Source organism: Amycolatopsis sp. N2S4-7 (genome assembly GCF_058119595.1).
The window spans coordinates 8,815,870-8,830,970 of the sequence record NZ_CP172299.1; the positions used below are offsets into that span (position 1 = coordinate 8,815,870).

General features: G+C 72.5%; 15 protein-coding genes. 8 read left to right on the top strand and 7 right to left on the bottom strand.

What is annotated here, in order from left to right:
* Nucleotides 1-6 precede the first annotated feature (6 nt).
* The 6 genes from ACH54P_RS41550 to ACH54P_RS41575 all read left to right on the top strand — a co-directional run bounded on the left by ACH54P_RS41550 (nucleotide 7) and on the right by ACH54P_RS41575 (nucleotide 5,862).
* Complete coding sequence (locus tag ACH54P_RS41550) at nucleotides 7-1,479, top strand: carotenoid oxygenase family protein (RefSeq protein WP_489908783.1); 1,473 nt, start codon at nucleotides 7-9, stop codon at nucleotides 1,477-1,479.
* 74 nt (nucleotides 1,480-1,553) lie between these two features.
* On the top strand, nucleotides 1,554-2,048 hold the full coding sequence (locus ACH54P_RS41555; RefSeq protein ID WP_489908784.1) for an AMP-binding protein: 495 nt from the start codon (nucleotides 1,554-1,556) through the stop codon (nucleotides 2,046-2,048).
* Nucleotides 2,033-3,163 (top strand): ANL family adenylate-forming protein, encoded by a 1,131-nt coding sequence (locus ACH54P_RS41560; protein ID WP_489908785.1) that lies wholly within the window; start codon nucleotides 2,033-2,035, stop codon nucleotides 3,161-3,163. The genes ACH54P_RS41555 and ACH54P_RS41560 overlap by 16 nt, the downstream gene beginning before the upstream one ends.
* Nucleotides 3,164-3,167: 4 nt before the next feature.
* A complete protein-coding gene (locus ACH54P_RS41565) occupies nucleotides 3,168-4,361 on the top strand; it encodes an acetyl-CoA acetyltransferase (RefSeq protein WP_489908786.1) in 1,194 nt (397 codons plus the stop codon).
* On the top strand, nucleotides 4,358-5,341 hold the full coding sequence (locus tag ACH54P_RS41570) for an LLM class F420-dependent oxidoreductase (protein ID WP_489908787.1): 984 nt from the start codon (nucleotides 4,358-4,360) through the stop codon (nucleotides 5,339-5,341). The genes ACH54P_RS41565 and ACH54P_RS41570 overlap by 4 nt, the downstream gene beginning before the upstream one ends.
* Before the next feature lie 2 nt (nucleotides 5,342-5,343).
* A complete protein-coding gene (locus ACH54P_RS41575; RefSeq protein ID WP_489908788.1) occupies nucleotides 5,344-5,862 on the top strand; it encodes a pyridoxamine 5'-phosphate oxidase family protein in 519 nt (172 codons plus the stop codon).
* On the opposite strand, the gene ACH54P_RS41580 is transcribed toward ACH54P_RS41575, so the two are convergent.
* Entirely contained in the window at nucleotides 5,852-6,712 is an 861-nt protein-coding gene (locus tag ACH54P_RS41580; RefSeq protein ID WP_489916938.1) for an SGNH/GDSL hydrolase family protein, read from the bottom strand. The genes ACH54P_RS41575 and ACH54P_RS41580 overlap by 11 nt on opposite strands.
* Before the next feature lie 138 nt (nucleotides 6,713-6,850).
* On the opposite strand from ACH54P_RS41580, the gene ACH54P_RS41585 reads away from it, so the two are divergent.
* Nucleotides 6,851-8,092 carry a PucR family transcriptional regulator gene (locus tag ACH54P_RS41585; protein WP_489908789.1) on the top strand — a complete coding sequence of 414 codons (1,242 nt, stop codon included), beginning with the start codon at nucleotides 6,851-6,853 and terminating at the stop codon, nucleotides 8,090-8,092.
* Between the two features lie 106 nt (nucleotides 8,093-8,198).
* Here ACH54P_RS41585 and ACH54P_RS41590 read toward each other — a convergent pair whose 3' ends face one another.
* Together ACH54P_RS41590 and ACH54P_RS41595 are read right to left on the bottom strand one after the other, a co-directional pair.
* On the bottom strand, nucleotides 8,199-8,588 hold the full coding sequence (locus tag ACH54P_RS41590) for a hypothetical protein (RefSeq protein ID WP_489908790.1): 390 nt from the start codon (nucleotides 8,586-8,588) through the stop codon (nucleotides 8,199-8,201).
* A gap of 82 nt (nucleotides 8,589-8,670) precedes the next feature.
* Nucleotides 8,671-9,543 carry an alpha/beta fold hydrolase gene (locus ACH54P_RS41595; RefSeq protein WP_489908791.1) on the bottom strand — a complete coding sequence of 291 codons (873 nt, stop codon included), beginning with the start codon at nucleotides 9,541-9,543 and terminating at the stop codon, nucleotides 8,671-8,673.
* Between the two features lie 68 nt (nucleotides 9,544-9,611).
* Here ACH54P_RS41595 and ACH54P_RS41600 point away from each other — a divergent pair, with 68 nt between their 5' ends.
* Complete coding sequence (locus ACH54P_RS41600; protein WP_489908792.1) at nucleotides 9,612-10,355, top strand: TetR/AcrR family transcriptional regulator; 744 nt, start codon at nucleotides 9,612-9,614, stop codon at nucleotides 10,353-10,355.
* Between the two features lie 100 nt (nucleotides 10,356-10,455).
* Here ACH54P_RS41600 and ACH54P_RS41605 read toward each other — a convergent pair whose 3' ends face one another.
* The 4 genes from ACH54P_RS41605 to ACH54P_RS41620 form a co-directional block, all read right to left on the bottom strand.
* Nucleotides 10,456-11,118 (bottom strand): TetR/AcrR family transcriptional regulator, encoded by a 663-nt coding sequence (locus ACH54P_RS41605; protein WP_489908793.1) that lies wholly within the window; start codon nucleotides 11,116-11,118, stop codon nucleotides 10,456-10,458.
* A gap of 80 nt (nucleotides 11,119-11,198) precedes the next feature.
* The gene (locus ACH54P_RS41610) at nucleotides 11,199-12,890 is read right to left on the bottom strand and encodes a flavin monoamine oxidase family protein (protein ID WP_489908794.1); all 1,692 of its coding nucleotides are present in this window, start codon (nucleotides 12,888-12,890) and stop codon (nucleotides 11,199-11,201) included.
* Nucleotides 12,887-13,642 (bottom strand): carbon-nitrogen hydrolase family protein, encoded by a 756-nt coding sequence (locus ACH54P_RS41615; RefSeq protein ID WP_489908795.1) that lies wholly within the window; start codon nucleotides 13,640-13,642, stop codon nucleotides 12,887-12,889. The genes ACH54P_RS41610 and ACH54P_RS41615 overlap by 4 nt, the downstream gene beginning before the upstream one ends.
* Complete coding sequence (locus ACH54P_RS41620; protein ID WP_489908796.1) at nucleotides 13,639-15,036, bottom strand: amino acid permease; 1,398 nt, start codon at nucleotides 15,034-15,036, stop codon at nucleotides 13,639-13,641. The genes ACH54P_RS41615 and ACH54P_RS41620 overlap by 4 nt, the downstream gene beginning before the upstream one ends.
* Between the last annotated feature and the right edge of the window lie 65 nt (nucleotides 15,037-15,101).

The window sequence follows — 15,101 nt, forward strand, 5'->3', positions numbered from 1 at the left end:
AGCCCGATGACCAGCACCTCCGAACAGCCGCTGATGGTGGCCCGGACGGCGGACACCGGCGAGGCCAACCCCTACCTCCTGGGCGTCTACGCCCCCGTCGGCACCGAGGTCGATGCCGAAGACCTACAGGTCATCGGCGAAATCCCGAAGGACCTCAACGGCGTCTACCTGCGCAACGGCCCCAACCCGCGGTTCGCCCCGGAAGGCCGCTACCACTGGTTCGACGGCGACGGCATGATCCACGCCGTCCACCTGGAGAACGGCAAGGCGCGCTACCGCAACCGCTGGATCCGCACCAAGGCCTTCGAGGCCGAGTCGGCCGCCGGCAAGGCGCTCTGGACCGGCGTGATGGAGGACCCGAAGGACAACCCCTTCGGCAACGCGCACGGCCTCGGGCTCAAGGACAACGCCAACACCGACGTGATCTTCCACCGCGGCCGCGTCCTCGCCACCTGGTACCTGTGCGGCTCGCCGTACTCGGTCGACCCGCTCTCGCTGGAGACGCTGGGCGCCGAGGACTTCCTCGGCACGCTGGTCGGCGACATGATGGCCCACCCCAAGGTGGACGAGGCCACCGGCGAGCTGTTCTGGTTCGACTACGGCCCGCGCCCGCCGTACCTGCGCTACGGCGTCATCAGCGCCGACGGCCAGGTCGTGAACACGACCGAGATCGAGCTCCCGGGCCCGCGCCTGCCGCACGACATGGCCATCACCGAGCACTACGCGGTGCTGATGGACCTGCCGCTGGTCCAGGACGTCGAAGCCGCGAAGCTGGGCCGTCACAAACTGCACTTCGACCGCTCGATGCCGAGCCGCTTCGGCGTGATGCCACGCTACGGAGACGGTAGCCAGATCAAGTGGTTCGAAGCGAGCCCGTGCTACATCTACCACGTCGTCAACGCCTGGGAGCAGGGCGAAGAAGCCGTCCTCGACGTCTGCCGCGTGCAGAAGCCCCAGCCTCGGGCCGACGCGCACACCCCGCTCGCGAAGATGCTCTCCTACCTGCGGCTGGACGCGTCGCTGCACCGCTACCGCTTCAACCTGCGGACCGGCGTGTGCCGCGAGGCCCCGCTCGACGACGACAACACCGAGTTCCCGACCGTCGACGCCCGCGGGGTCGGCCGGCGGAACCGGTACTCCTACACGGTGCACATCTCGCCCGAGTCGACGCTGAAGTTCGACGGGCTCGTGCGCTACGACAATCTTGCCGGCGCCAAGACCGAATACCGGTTCGGTCCCGGCCGGTGGGGCAGTGAGGCTCCGTTCGCACCCCGCGAAGGAGCACCCGTCGATTCGGCGGACGGTTATCTGGTGACGTTCGTGCAGGACGAGCGCGAGGGACGCTCGGAACTGGACATCTTCGACGCCGCCGATCTCGCTGCCGGACCCGTGGCCAGGGTCCTGCTTCCCCAGCGGGTCCCGCTCGGTTTCCACGCGACGTGGGTCCGGGCGGACCAGCTGGACACCCTCCGCGCATGAAGTGCCATCGAGAGGGTCGCGCCCGGGACTTCCGGACGCGGGGATGGTGGAGTGCGGAGACGATCGACCGGCTCGTGAAGGAGCGGGTAGGTGCCGACCCGGAGGGTCTCGCGCTGGTCGATCCACCGAACACCACCGCACTGGTCGGACGCGACCCGGTGCGGTGGACCTGGAGCCGGCTCGACGAACGCGTCGACGTCTTGGCCGCGTTCCTGCTCGCCAGAGGGGTGCGAGCAGGGGACGTAGTGGCTGTGCAGCTGCCGAACTGCTCGGCCCTGGTCCAGGCGTTCCTCGCGATCGTGCGGATCGGCGCGGTCGTCACCCCGTTCCCGGTGTCCTACCGGGAGCACGAGATGGGCCCGATGTGCCGGCGCACCGGGGCCGTCGGGGTGGTCACGGCATCCAGATACGGCGAGCACCCGCTCGCCGGGGCGGCCCTTGGGCTAGGCGCTTCGGCGCCGTCGGTCCGGTTCGTCGTCGCCCGGGGGACGACGAACCGGCCGGCGCCCTGGCCTGGCCCGAAGACCCGCTGTCCGAAGCGGAGAAATCCACTTTGGACTCCTCCCTGACCGAAGCCGACGTCGACGACTGCGTGACGATCTGCTGGACGTCCGGCACCGAAGCCGAACCGAAGGCCGTCCCGCGCTGCCACGGCGACTGGCTCGCGACAGCCGCGGGCTGCGTCCAAGCCGCGGGGATCACCCGTGACGACGTCCTGCTGTCGCCGTTCCCGATGACGAACATGGCCGGCATCGGCGGGATGTTCCTGCCGTGGCTGCTCACCGGCGCGGTCTTCGTCCCGCACCACCCGTTCGACCTGCCGGTGTTCCTGGCGCAGCTCGCGGCCGAGCGCGTGACGTACACGCTGGCGCCGCCGACGTTGCTCACCATGTTGCTGCACAACGAAAAGATCCTGTCCGGAGTGGACATCTCGGCGCTGCGGAAGATCGGATCCGGTTCGGCGCCGCTCTCGCCGTGGCTGGTGCGCACCTGGGCCGGGCGGCACGGCATCGACATCATCAACTTCTTCGGCTCCAACGAAGGCACCGCGCTGCTGTCCGGTCCGGTGGACATCCCGGACCCGGACCAGCGCGCGAGCTACTTCCCGAACTACGCCTCCGCCGTCACCTGGTCGACGCCCGTCGCCGGCTGGACGTCGGTGCGGCTGCACGACCCGGTCACCGGCGAGCGCGTGACCGAACCCGGGCGGCCCGGCGAGCTCCACATCGCCGGGCCGACGGTCTTCGCCGGGTACCTCACTTCGCTGGGGGAACCGCTCGACACGTCGTCCTTCGACGAGGACGGGCACTTCCGCACCGGCGACGTCTTCGAGATCGCGGGGGACCGCGGGGAGTTCCTGCGGTACGTCGACCGCGCCAAGGACCTGGTCATCCGCGGCGGGATGAACATCTCGCCGGCCGAGATCGAGGGCCTGCTGGCCGGGCACCCGGACGTCGCCGACGTCGGCGTGGTCGGCGTCCCCGACGACGTCATGGGGGAGCGCGTGTGCGCGGTCGTCGTGCCGGGTTCGCGCAAGCCCTCGCTCGACGAGCTGGTCGCGTACCTGCGCGAGAAGAAGGTGGCCGCGTTCAAGCTGCCGGAACGCCTCGAGTACGCGGACGCCCTGCCGCGCAACCCGGTGGGGAAGATCCTCAAGCGGCAGCTGCGGGAAAGCCTGGGGTGAAGCCATGACGGTGTTCGTGCTGGGCGGGGCGCAGACCGACTTCGCGCGCAACGTCACCAAGGAGGGCGGCGGGATCCTCGAGCTGTTCGCCGAGGCGGTGCCCGCCGCGCTGGCCGACGCCGGGGTGAGCGCGAGCGACGTCGAGGTCGCGCACGTCGGGAACCTCGCGGCCGAGCTCTTCACCGGCCAGGCCCAGCTGGGCGGGCTGCTGGTGGCCGCGGTCCCGGAGCTGGACGGGGTGCCCTCGACCCGGCACGAAGCCGCGTGCGCGTCCGGCGGCACCGCGGTGCTCGCCGCGTGCGCGGACCTCGAGGCGGGCCGCTACGACGTGGCGCTGGTCGTCGGCGTCGAGCTGATGCGCAACACCGACGGGCAGCGCGCCGCCGAGCACCTCGGGTCCGCCGCCTGGGCCGGGCACGAAGCCGTCGCCGCCGCGTTCCCGTGGCCCGCGCTGTTCGCGGACGTCGCCTCCGCGTACGACGAGCGGTACGGCCTCGACCCCGCGCACCTCGGCCTGTTCGCCGAGCACGCCTTCGCGCGGGCGGCGCTGAACCCGCTGGCCCAGGCCCGCGACTGGCGCTTCCCGGCCGGGGCGTTCGGGCCCGACGACGCCCTGAACCCGGTCGTCGAAGGCCGCCTCCGCAAGCAGGACTGCGGCCGGATCACCGACGGCGCCGCGGCGGTCGTGCTGGCCTCGCCCGCGTTCGCCGCACGCCTCGGTGGCGGCTTCCCGCGCATCGCGGGGTTCGGGCACCGCACCGCGCACATCGGCCTCGCCGAGAAGCTCGCTTCCGGCGGCGAGTACCTGTTCCCGCACCTGCGCGGCGCCGTCGTCGACGCCTACCGGCGGGCGGACGTGCCGGGGCCGGACGCCCTCGACGTCGTCGAACTGCACGACTGCTTCACGATCACCGGGCTGGTCGCCCTGGAGCACCTCGGGGCCGCGCCACCCGGCGGGGCGGGCCGGTTCGTCGCCGGCGGCGGGCTCGACGCGGCCGGGATCAACCCGGGTGGCGGCCTGATCGGCCTCGGCCACCCCGTGGGCGCCACCGGCGTCCGGATGCTGCACGACGTGGCCCGGCAGGTCACCGGCACGGTGGGTGAGACGCAGGTCGAGGGCGCGCGGACGGCGTTGACGCTGAACGTCGGCGGCTCGTTCACTACCGTGGTCACCATGATCGTGCAGGCATCCGCATGAGGCTTTCGGTGTCGCTGGGGCTCTGGCAGGACCGCCCGCCGGAGGAGGCGCTGGAAACCGCGCGCGCCGCCGAGGCCGCCGGCTACCCCGAGCTGTGGATCGGCGAGATGGCGACGTGGGACGCGTTCGCGCTCGGCACCGCGATCGGCGCGGCGACCTCGCGGATCTCCCTCACCTTCGGGCCTCTCGCGGTGACGGTGCGGGATCCGGCGACGATCGCCGTGGGTGTCGCGTCCGTGGCGGCGTTGACCGGCCGCTCGACCGGGGTGGCCTTGGGGACGTCCAGCGACGTCGTCGTGCGCGGCTGGCACGGCCGGTCCCGCGACCGCGCGGCGACGGCCCTGGCGGAGTCCGCGATCGCGGTCCGGCAGCTGGTTTCCGGCGAGAAGTCCACTGTGGACGGCACCGTGGTCGGGTCCCGCGGGTACCGGTTGCGCCTCGCCGCCCCGAAGTCGCCCCTGACGATCGCCGCGTTCGGCCCGCGGGCCCTCGACGTCGCCGCGCGGCACGCCGACCGCATGGTGGTCAACCTGGTCAGCCCCGCCGCCGCGGCTTCTTTGGTGCGGGGGCTGCGGGACGCGGCCGCGCGGGCGGGCACCACGCCGCCGCCGGTCGCCGCGTGGGTGGTCGGCGCGGTGGACCCGGGCCCCGCGGAGATCGAGCAGCTGCGCCGCGGTGTCGTCGGGTACCTGGCGGCGCCCGGGTACGGCGAGATGTTCCGCGAGGCCGGGTTCGGTGCCCTGGTGGACTTCGCGCGCACCCGCCCGCACCCGCGTGAGCTGCTGGCCGCGGTGCCGGCCGAGGCGATCGCGGCCGTGGGTTTGCTGGGCTCGCGCGAGGACGTCGCCGCGAAGGCGCGGGAGTACGCCGAAGCCGGGATCGACGAGCTGGCGATCGTGCCCGCGACCAGCGATGACGATCCCGGTGGCGCGAAAACCCTCGCCGCGTGTCGATCCGCCGTCGTCCCGTTCGACGCGTAGGCATGACCGAGCCGACGAACACCAAGAACCTCGACCAGAACGGGTCCGCGGCGCTGCCGTGGAGCAGGGCGCGCGAGCTCCTCGCCACCCAGACCCCGCACGAGAACCTGACGTTCTTCGTCGGGACCGTCCGCCCCGACGGGCGCCCGCACGCCGCCGGCGTCGGCGCCATCTGGGTGGACGACGCCCTGTACTTCGTGAGCGGGCCGGGCACCCGCCGGGCCCGCAACCTGGCGGCGAACCCGGCGTGCACCGTGTCGGTGCGGCTGAACGGCCTCGACCTCACCCTGGAGGGCGAGGCCGAGCACGTCGCCGATCCCGCCACCCTCGAACGGGTCGCCGCCGTCTACCGCGAGGGCGGCTGGCCCGCGACGGTGGAAAGCGGCGGGTTCCACGCGCCGTTCATGGCGCCGAGCGCCGGACCCGCGCCGTGGTTCCTGTACCGACTCGTGCCCACCCGGGCGATCGGCGTTGCTTGCGCCGAGCCCTACGGTGCGTCCCGCTGGGACTTCACCCGCTGACCGGCGACCCGCTGTCCGTCGAGCCGCTGACCGGCGCCCCGACGGCCGAGGCGACCAGGGCGCCGATGGCGAGCATGCCGTCGGCGTTCGGGTGCAGCGGCGCCGCGATCGACGTCGGGACCAGGCTCTCGAACCACTTCACCCCGGGCAGCTTGCACACGTCGTGCCCGATCGAAGCCGTCCTGACGTCGACGTAGCGGGCGTCGTGCGCCGCGGCCTGGCGGGCCAGGGCGGCGTTCGTCTTGTCGATGCTGCCCTGGATGTAGTTCGCGTCGCGCGGGGTCAGGGGCGCGATCGGCCAGCACCCGTTGTGCGGCAGGTACGTCCCGTACCCGGCGACGAAGACGTCCGCGTTCGGCGCGTGCGCGTGGATGGCGTCCAGCAGCGCACCCCACGTCGGCTCGAACGCGGCGATCTTCTCGGCCAGCTGGTCGTGCCCGCCCGCGGTGTACCGGTCGACGCAGTCTCCGGCGATGCCCGGCAGCAGGTTGATGCAGCTCGTCGCCGCGCCGACCAGGCCTATGTCGTTGCCGCCGATGGTCACCGTGACCGTGCGGGTCTGCGCGCTCAGCGCGTCCAGCTGCGGCGGCACCGGGCCGGACGACGTCCGCTGCGGCGCGGTCATGTCCGCGGTCGTCGCGCCGGAGCACGTGACGTCCTTCAGCGGGACGCCGAGTTCCTTCGCGGCGACGTGCGGGTAGTCGAGCAGCGACCGGAGGCAGCCCGGGGAGGAGAGGTCCGGCGGCGGGATCAGCGGCCCGGCCGCCGCCGAATCCCCCAGGGCCACGTACTCCCCGGTGGTGCCCGCTGTCGCCGTGCCCGCCGTCGCGCTCGCCAGCGCGGTGACCATGATCGCGATGAACGCCGTTGTCCTCGTGCGCACGCCGCCCTCCTTGACGTTGTGCCGATGGTTGGCTTCCGTGACACCATCGGCACCCGGCGTGGCCGGATTGACTGGGAGTCCGGGCAGAGAACGGGGGGATCGGTTGTGACCGAGCACAAACCGGCTGGGGACCTGGCCCTCGGCGGGCAGCGCGTGCACGAGCGGCTCACCCGGGAGGAGCCGGAGCTGATCACGCGGGTGCTGACCCGCATCCAGGCCGAGGTCGCCGACTACCGGCGGCTGCCGGTCGAGGAGCTGGCCGGCGACATCGCGGGGATCACCCGGCAGGCGGTGCGCGCCTTCGCGCGGAGCCTGCGCGAGGACCGGGAGCTCAACGCCGCCGAGCTGCGGCAGATCGGCGCGTCCGCGGTGCGCCGGGCCGAAGAGGGCTTCCCGCTGGAGGCGGTGCTGACGGCGTACCACGTCGGTGCGCGGGAGATCTTCGCCGTCGGTTCCGCCGAAGCGGGCAGCGCCGACGTGGCCGACCTCCTCGTCGTCGCCGACCGGGTGCTCGCGTTCGTCGGCACCGTCACGGGCGCCGTCACGCGCGGCTATCTGGAGGAGCTGCGCACGAAGGTCGGGCAGGAGCACACGGCGCGGCGCACGCTGCTATCGGTGCTCGTCGACGGCGGGCCGGTCGACGTCGTCGCCCGCAGCGCCGGCATCGCCCTGCCGGCGCGGTACCTGGTGCTGAGCGTCGAACTCGGGCCGCACGCCGACGAGGCGTCGCCGGGGGTGGACGCCGAGATCGCGGTCCGCCGCAAGCTCCGCCGGTTCCTGGCCGCGTTCGAACGCTTCTGCGGCGACGGCGTCCTCGCGTCCCTGGACGGTCCCGGCGGCCTCGTCCTGCTCCCGCTGGCCGGCCGGCTGTGCGAGGTGCCGGGGTGGCACGAGGTGCTCGACGCGGCCGGGCGCGCGGCGGGCGTCGACGTGCTGGCCGCGGCGGAGACGGCGGCGCCGGAGGAGGTCCGGGAGGTGGCCGGGCAGACCGGCGAGGTGCTGGACGTGCTCAGGTGGTTCGGCCGTCCGCCGGGCCTGTACCGCCTGGACGACGTGCTGGTCGAGTACCAGCTGACCCGCCCGGGCGCGGCCCGCGACCGGCTCGCCGCGGTGCTCGCGCCGCTGGAGGCGCACCCCGAGCTGGTCGGGACGCTGGAGACGTACCTCGCGTCGGAGACGAACCGGCGCCGGACCGCGACGCAGCTGCACGTCCACCCCAACACCGTCGACTACCGCCTGCGCCGGGTCCGCGACCTGACCGGCATCGACCCTCTGCACCCGGCGGGCTTGCCGCGGATCATCGCCGCCTTGGCGGCCCGGCGGGCCGCCCGATCCCGCCGGGCTTGATCACGGGGCCGGGAGGGCGCGGCGGGTGAACTCGCGCGTCGGGAGGGTCGGTTCGCGTGCATCGATCTCCTCCGCCCGGCGGGCCTCCCGATCGCGCCGGACTTGATCACGGGGCCGGGAGGATCCGGCCGGTGAACTCGCGTGCCCGGACAGTCGGCTCGCGTGCCGGGAGGGTCAACTCGCGTGCCGGGAGGGTCGCGTGGGCGAGCAGGCCCGCCACGAATGCCGAGCCGAACACGAACGCCCCCACCACCGAAGCCCGGTCGAAGGCCAGCTCGCCGGCGCGGCCGAGCACGAAGCCGTCGTGCAGGGACCAGGCGATCACCGCCACCCCGGCCGCGGCGCCGGCGGAGGTCCGGTACGCGGTCCGCGCCACGACCACGCCCAGCGTGACCAGCGCGTACCACGGGTGCTCCGTCGCTCCGGCCAGGTCCGCGACGATCAGCGCGGCCAGGGCGGCCACGCAGCCGAACGGGAACCCGAAACCACCTGTCATGCCCGCCAGCACACTCGCGACCGCGGCCGGGAGCATGACCCAGGACACATTCCCTACGCGCGGGCCGCCGGTTCTTTACGCCTTATCTACTCCGGGCCGTCACGCGGCCGATCGCGTCGGCGAGCTCCGGCCAGACCGCGCGCGGCAGGTTGTGGCCCATGCCCGGGATGACGACCAGCTCCGCGTCCGGGATCGCCTCCGCCGTCGCCTTGCCGCCGCTGACGTTGATCAGCGGGTCGGCGTCGCCGTGCACGACCAGGGCGGGCAGCCGGACCGAACGCAGTCCCGCGGTGCGGTCGCCGGAGGCCATCACCGCCGCCGCGTGGCGCAGCGTGCCCACCGGGTGGCGGGCGCGGTCGTAGTGCAGCGCCGCCTTGGCCAGCAGGAACGCCTCGTCGTCCGGGTAGCCGGGGGAGCCGAGCCCGCGGTAGCCCTCGACGCTGTCGGCGATGGCCTGCTCGCGGGTGTTCGCCGGCGGGCGCGTCAGCAGCGCCAGCGCCCACGGCTCGGCCCGCCCGACCGCGGGGTCGCCGGTCGTCGACATGATCGACGTGACCGACAGCAGCCGGTCCGGGTGGTCGATCGCCAGCTGCTGCACGATCATCCCGCCCATCGACGCGCCCACGACGTGCGCCCGGGCGATCCCGAGCGCGTCGAACAGCCCGACGGCGTCGTCGGCCATGTCCGAGAGCCGGTACGGCGCGCTCGTCAGGTCGCCGGCGGCCAGGGCCGCCAGGTCCGGCGCGGGCAGGTTGTCGAGCCAGGTGGACAGCCCGACGTCCCGGTTGTCGTACCGCACCACGAAGAACCCGCGGCCGGCGAGCAGCTCGCAGAAGCCGTCCTCCCAGGTGATCATCTGGGCGCCGAGGCCCATCACCAGCACCAGGGGCGGGTCCGCCGGATCGCCGAAGGTGTCGTATTCGAGCTCGAGACCGTTGGCCTGTGCGCGTGCCATGCCTTCGATCCTGCCGTACCCGCGCGGAGCTGGCACGGACACGGCCCGTGCGGTTACCGTTACGCCCCATGCCGACCTCATCCTCGGGCACCGGACAGCGCCCCCGGTCACGCGCCGCCGCGGGACTGCCGGCGCTCACGGCCGACCGGATCATCAGCGCGGCGACCACCCTGACCGGCGAACGCGGCCTGGACAACTGGACGCTGCGGGAGCTCGCGCGCTCGGTCGAGGCCTACCCGGCGGTGATCTACCACCACGTCGGCGACCGGGACGCGGTGGTCAACGCCGTCGTCGACCGGGTGGTCGGCCTGCTGGAGCTGCCCGACGAGCGGCTGCCGTGGCAGGAGTGGTTCACCGAGCTGCTGGCCGGGCTGCGCGCGCTGCTGCGGACGTACCCGGGGTGCGCGCGGCGGCTCGCGCTGTTCGGCCCGTCGGTCCGGGCGGCCGCGCGCAGCATCGACGCGGGGGTCGGCGTGCTGCTGAACGCGGGGTTCGGCCGCGAGAGCGTGCTGGCCTACAACCTGCTGCTGATGACCGCGTGCCAGTTCGTCGCGATGGAGGACGACCGCGACGGCGCGCTCGCGCTGCGGATCGACAACACCGAGGAGTACGCGACCTACCGGGAGCGCGCCGACCTGCCGGGGATGGCCGAGCTGGGGGCGGCGATGCACGACCTGATGGGCGATCCCGACCTCGCCGCGGGGTATTACGCGCAGCTCTACGACTACGCCGTTCAGCGGTGTCTCGACGGGCTCGCGCACCGGCTGGCCGAACTGGACGAATCGGGCGGCTCGGGGCTGACAGCGACTTGACAGCGCTCCGGCGTACCGTGGGCGTGCGTCGGTGGTTCGCCCATCGACCCGGAGCCCCTGGCGCCCTCCTCCCCCTCGTGGCGCCGGGGGCTTCGGTCTGTCAATCGCCGCCTTGGCGCGGCGCCGGGGCGGCCGTGCGCGGCGGTTCCCGCCGGATGGCCGGGAAGATCTCGCCGACCAGGGTCACGAGCGACTTGGCCAGCAGCAGGTGCACCTGGTCGCGGGTCAGCGACCGGCGCACGAGCCATTCCCGGCCCGCCGACTTCACCATGCCGCCGAACGCGCGCACGAGCGCGTTGAGCTCGGGTCCGTGGTCGCTCGCGCTGGACAGCCCGACGGCCTCCAGCACGCGGTCGGCGGATTCGCGGTCGGCCTCTTCGAGGATCCGCTCCACCTCGAGGTCCCGGCCGATGCCTTCGGGCGCGATCGCGGCCAGCCACATCCGCTCCTGGCTGGTGACCATGTCGAGGAACCACTCGATGGCGACGTCCGCGCGCAGCTCCAGCGGCCCGTCGGGGAGGATTTCCACCGCCAGCCGCGGCACGGTCAGCGCGCGGCGGATGATTTCCAGGTACAGCTCACGTTTCGTGCCGAAGTAGTGGTTGATCAACCCCCGCGCGACGCCTGCCGCGGCCGCGATGTCCGAAGTGGACACTGCGGAGTAGGGGCGTTCACCGAACAGCCGCGCCGCGCAAGCGTAGATCTGTTCCTTCCGTTCGTCCGGTTCCAGTCTTCGCCATCTCGGCGCCGGCTCGGTGTTCATGGCCCCATCGTCGCATGGCCCCTTGCGGGGGGCAGGGCAATCAGCACGATGTCGGATGCCTTGCCACGATCGGGGCACGGTCAGTCCGGCAGAGTGATCGGCGCGATGTCCTCGAAGCCGTCTCCGGGGCCCGGATTCGCCGGATCGGTTACGCCGCCGAAGTGGTGCAGCACGCCCCACACCGCGTTGAGCGCCGTCTGCACCGCCCCTTCGGCCCAGCCCGCCGTCCACGAGACGTCGTCGCCCGCGAGGAAGAGGCCGCGGTAGCGCTCCGGCAGCTCGTCCTGCATGAAGTGCGTGAAGAGCCGGTGCTGGTAGCGGTAGTGCCCGGGCAGGTTGGCCTTGAACGCGCCCATGAAGTGCGGCTCCGCCTCCCACGAAACGGTCACCGGGTCGCCGGTGATGTGCCGGCGGACGTCGACGCCGGGGTAGATCTCGCGCAGCGACTGCAGCATCACCTCGACGCGCTCGGTCACCGAGAGCGGCAGCCACTTCAGCGAGTCGTCGGCCCACGTGTAGGACAGGCAGATGACCGCGGGCTTCGCGGGGTCGTCGCCGAGCAGGTAGGTGCCGCGCGGCATCCGGTCGGTGAGCGTCATGCTCATCGTGTCGCGGCCGGTCACCGGGTCGCGGTCGAGCCAGAAGGGCCGGTCGACCGGCACGAACACCTTCGACGACGCCATGTAGTGCGTCCGCTCGATCGCCGTCCAGTGGTCGATCGGGAAGAGCGCGGCGTCGCATTCGATCTTGGACAGCAGCAGCCAGCTCTGCGCCGTGAACACCGCCGCCGGGAAGGTCCTGATGTGGCCGTCGGTGCCGGTCACCGTGACTTTGTTCGGCGCGGTGCGGTGCAGCCGGGCGACGCCGGGGTGCGGCCGTCCGCCGTGCAGCGAGCTGAGGCTGGTGCCCGCGGGCCAGAAAGCGATTTCCCCCGGCGCGTGCTCCCACAGTCGTAGCGGCAGCTGCCGGCTGCCGCCGACGATGCTGCGGTGCTCGTCGTCGGCGCCGGTGTAGACGACGCGCAGGATCTCGAGGATGGAGTTCGGGAAGTCGGTGTCCCAGCCGCCCGTGCCGAAGCCGACCTGGCCGAAGATCTCGCGGTGGCGGAAGGAGGCGAACGCGGGGGAGTCGCAGAGGAAGCCGTAGAACGTCTGGTTGTCCAGCCGCGGCACGAGGTCGTTCCACAGCCGCTTGACCGTCTTCGCGTCGCGGTCGCGGATCGCCGTCTGCATCTCGGCGAAGGCGGCGTGCTCGGCGAGGGTGCGGTCCCAGGCCGCGGCGACGTCGCCGAAGACGGCGGGCAGGTCCTCCGGCGTGCGCGCGTAGTGGCTCTGTCCCTTGAGGTCGACGACGGTGCTGGGCGTTCCGGCCGCCAGCGGGTTCGGGAACGGCGTGGTCTCGAGGCCGACCTTGTCGATGTAGTGGAACAGCGCGGTCGACGCGGGCGGGAAGCGCATCGCGCCCATCTCGGCGACGACGTCGTCCGGGCAGCCCGGGAACCGCACGCTGCGCAGGCGGCCGCCGATCTCGGCGATCTCGTACACCACCGGCCGCAGGCCCAGCTTCATCAGCTCGTACGCGGTGACGATGCCGGAGAGGCCGCCGCCGATCACCGCCACCTCGGTGCCGTGCCGGTGGGCGGGCACCGAGCCCAGACCGGCGGGGTGGGCGAGGTAGTCGTCGTAGGCGAACGGGAAGTCGGGGCCGAACATCGTGATCGGGCGGCCCGCCGGTTCGTCGTGGTGGATCGCGGTCGGGACGGCGGAGGTCATGCGGTGGTTCCCCGGTACAGTTCGGGCCGTCGGTCGGCCAGGTGGGTGTTTTCCAGGCGGGACGCGAACAGGGCGGCCCGCTCGACGTCGGCGGTGATCAGGTCGGGCCCGGCACCCGCCCGTGCCAGGACTTCGCCGGTCGGTGCGACCACGCAGGAGCGCCCGCAGTAGGTCAGCTCCTGTTCGGTGTCGCAGCGGTTGGCGTAGGCGACGAACAGCTGGCTTTCGTAGGCCCGCGCCGGCACCAGCGTGTCGGCGACCAGCTCGTAGGGGCTCATCAGCGCGGTCGGCACGACGAGCAGCTCGGTGCCGGCCAGCGCGTGCGCGCGGACCAGCTCCGGGAACTCGACGTCGTAGCAGATCAGCAGCCCGACCCGGACGCCGCCGAGGTCGGCCTGGACGACGGCCTCGTCACCGGGCGTGAACCACGCCTTGTCGAGGTCGCCGAACAGGTGCGTCTTGCGGTAGTTCGCCAGCCGCCGCCCGGCGGAGTCGATCAGCTGGACGCTGTTGTGGACGTGCTCGCCGTCGGATTCCGGGTAGCCGTACGCCAGCGCGACGCCGGTTTTCCTGGCCAGCGCGGACATCCGCGCGGCGGTGAGACCGTCGGCGGGTTCGGCGAGTTCGTGCGTGCGGGCGCCGATGTGGTAGCCGGTGGTGATCAGCTCCGCCGTGACGACGAGGTCGGCGCCGGACTCCGCGACCGCGTCCGGCAGCTCGGCGTACGGCCCCTGGTGGATCGCGACCTTCACGCTCTCGCCAGCCTGGATCGCCGGATGCCGTAGCCGAAGTAGATCAGCAGGCCGAGCGCCATCCAGCCGCCGAAGACGACCCAGGTGGCGCCGTCGAGGCTGAGCATCATGTACGCGCAGCAGAGCACGCCCAGGATCGGCGTCACGGGCGCGAGCGGGACGCGGAACGAGCGCGGCCGCTCGGGCTGGCGCTTGCGCAGCAGCAGGACGGCGACGTTGACCAGGCCGAACGCGAACAGCGTCCCGATGCTGGTGGCGTCGGCCAGCTTCCCCAGCGGGATGAACGCGGCCAGTGCGGCGACGAAGCCGGACACGACGAGGGTGTTGATCCGCGGCGTACCCGACTTGGCGTCCACTTTGGACAGGGACGCCGGGACGAGGCCGTCGCGGGACATCGAGAACAGGATGCGTGTCTGTCCGTAGAGGACGGTCAGCACGACGCTGGAGATCGCCACGATCGCACCCACCGCGAGCAGCGCGGCCCAGAACGGGTTGCCGGACACGACCCCGAGCACGTGCGAGAGCGCGGCTTCCTGGCCGTCGAACTCCTGCCACGGCAGCGCGCCGACCGCGGCCACGGCGACCAGGCAGTACAGCACGGTCACGATGCCGAGCGAGAGCAGGATCGCCCGCGGCAGGTCGCGCTGCGGGTTCTTCGCCTCCTCGCCCGCGGTCGACGCGGCGTCGAACCCGATGTAGGAGAAGAACAGCTTGGCGGCCCCGGCGCTCATCCCGGCCAGGCCGAGCGGCAGGAACGGCGTGAAGTTCCGCGCCCGCACGGCGCTGAACGCGATCGCGCAGAACAGCACCAGCGTGCCGATCTTGATCACGACCATGACCGCGTTGGCCCGCGCGCTTTCCTTCGCGCCGGAGAGCAGCAGGAGCATCGCGAGGACCACGACGACCATGGCGGGCACGTTGACGATCCCGCCCGAGCCCGGCGGCCGGCTCAGCGCGTCCGGGATCGCGAAGCCGAAGGCCAGCCGCAGCAGCTCGTTGAGGTACTGGCCCCAGCCGACGGCCACCGACGCCACCGAGACGCCGTATTCGAGCACCAGGCACCAGCCGCAGACCCAGGCGACCAGCTCGCCGAGCGTGGCGTACGCGTAGGAGTACGACGAACCGGACAGCGGGATCATGCCGGCGAGCTCGGCGTAGGACAGCGCCGAGAACAGCGCGGTGATCCCGGCGAGCACGAACGAAAGCACCACGGCGGGGCCGGCCACCGGCACGGCTTCGCCGAGCACGACGAAGATGCCGCTGCCCAGCGTCGCCCCGATGCTCAGCATCGTGAGCTGCCCGAGCCCGAGCGACCGCTTCAACGTGCCATGATCACTTTCGGCGACCAGGTCGGCGACCGGTTTCCGCCGCCCCGTCGCGGCTCGCAGATTCATGCCGACGACGGTATCGGCCGTCTCTGACCCGCAAAACAGGAGAACATTGCGCGTACAGATGAATC

Coding starts and splice junctions, on each gene's coding strand:
- ACH54P_RS41550 (WP_489908783.1), top strand. CDS start 7: ATGACCAGCACCTCCGAACAGCCGCTGATGGTGGCCCGGACGGCGGAC.
- ACH54P_RS41565 (WP_489908786.1), top strand. CDS start 3,168: ATGACGGTGTTCGTGCTGGGCGGGGCGCAGACCGACTTCGCGCGCAAC.
- ACH54P_RS41570 (WP_489908787.1), top strand. CDS start 4,358: ATGAGGCTTTCGGTGTCGCTGGGGCTCTGGCAGGACCGCCCGCCGGAG.
- ACH54P_RS41575 (WP_489908788.1), top strand. CDS start 5,344: ATGACCGAGCCGACGAACACCAAGAACCTCGACCAGAACGGGTCCGCG.
- ACH54P_RS41580 (WP_489916938.1), bottom strand. CDS start 6,712: ATGGTCACCGCGCTGGCGAGCGCGACGGCGGGCACGGCGACAGCGGGC.
- ACH54P_RS41590 (WP_489908790.1), bottom strand. CDS start 8,588: ATGACAGGTGGTTTCGGGTTCCCGTTCGGCTGCGTGGCCGCCCTGGCC.
- ACH54P_RS41595 (WP_489908791.1), bottom strand. CDS start 9,543: ATGGCACGCGCACAGGCCAACGGTCTCGAGCTCGAATACGACACCTTC.
- ACH54P_RS41600 (WP_489908792.1), top strand. CDS start 9,612: ATGCCGACCTCATCCTCGGGCACCGGACAGCGCCCCCGGTCACGCGCC.
- ACH54P_RS41605 (WP_489908793.1), bottom strand. CDS start 11,118: ATGAACACCGAGCCGGCGCCGAGATGGCGAAGACTGGAACCGGACGAA.
- ACH54P_RS41610 (WP_489908794.1), bottom strand. CDS start 12,890: ATGACCTCCGCCGTCCCGACCGCGATCCACCACGACGAACCGGCGGGC.
- ACH54P_RS41620 (WP_489908796.1), bottom strand. CDS start 15,036: ATGAATCTGCGAGCCGCGACGGGGCGGCGGAAACCGGTCGCCGACCTG.